Origin of the sequence: Neobacillus drentensis, from assembly GCF_036966985.1 — a bacterium.
In the GTDB taxonomy this organism is placed as follows: Bacteria; Bacillota; Bacilli; order Bacillales; family Cytobacillaceae; genus Neobacillus; species Neobacillus drentensis_E.
Genome location: NZ_JBALSN010000053.1, coordinates 1 through 786, shown reverse-complemented (window position 1 = coordinate 786; position 786 = coordinate 1). Strand labels below are relative to the sequence as shown.

Below are 786 nucleotides of genomic sequence, written 5' to 3'. Positions count from 1 at the left end.
ATTTAAGGAAGGTCTATTGGACTCGTTCGGAACGGTTTCATTGCTTGTTGAAATTGAAGAACGTTTAGAAATTACAGTGGGGATTTCTGATTTTGACAGAGAAGAATGGAATACTCCGAATGCAATTATTGGTCAATTGGAGAATCGGTAATGAACCGCTCCTCCTTTAAACCCTTGATGGTGGCAGTCATCTTATTCTCCATTCTGTTGTTGTTTCCAGCGCAATGGTTACTGCCTTTGATTAATGATAAGTTGGTGGAGCGAGAATCTGTAGGATTAGACCCCAATATGTTTCAAGGATATTTGGTTCAACAAAAGATGTTAGATGATCCTGCTTATTTGCCTGTTTATGGTTCTTCGGAATTGGCTCGATTAGACCCTTTTCATCCGTCAAACTATTTTCATGTGAATCCACAGGGCTTCACGCCGTTTTTAGTCGGAAGAGGGGGAACGGAGGCACTTCTTCACTTTTTAAACTTTTCAGCACATGCAGATCAGTTGAAGGGCAAAAGAATCGTTTTCGTCATATCACCACAATGGTTTGTACCTGAAGGCTCGGATGAATCCCACTTCGCACCCAACTTTTCTGTTTTACAAGGGTACCAATTTGCGTTAAACCCAAAAGTGAATCACCCATTAGTGACAGAAGGTTCAAAGCGCCTTTTAGCCTTTAATGTAGTCAAAAGTGATTGGATGCTTTCTTCTCTTTTGGAGGCGAATGTATATCATGATAAATGGCACCAAACCAAAGCCATGGTCATCAAGCCCTTTGCTTATGGTTTTTTA

General features: G+C 40.7%; 2 protein-coding genes. Both read left to right on the top strand.

What is annotated here, in order from left to right; all coding sequences use genetic code 11:
• Positions 1–151, top strand: a 151-nt coding sequence (dltC, locus tag V7659_RS03860; RefSeq protein WP_335538241.1) for a D-alanine--poly(phosphoribitol) ligase subunit DltC, incomplete at its 5' end; no start/stop codon positions are given.
• Positions 151–786, top strand: a 636-nt coding sequence (gene dltD / locus V7659_RS03855) for a D-alanyl-lipoteichoic acid biosynthesis protein DltD (protein ID WP_335538235.1), incomplete at its 3' end; no start/stop codon positions are given. The genes dltC and dltD, both read left to right, overlap by 1 nt.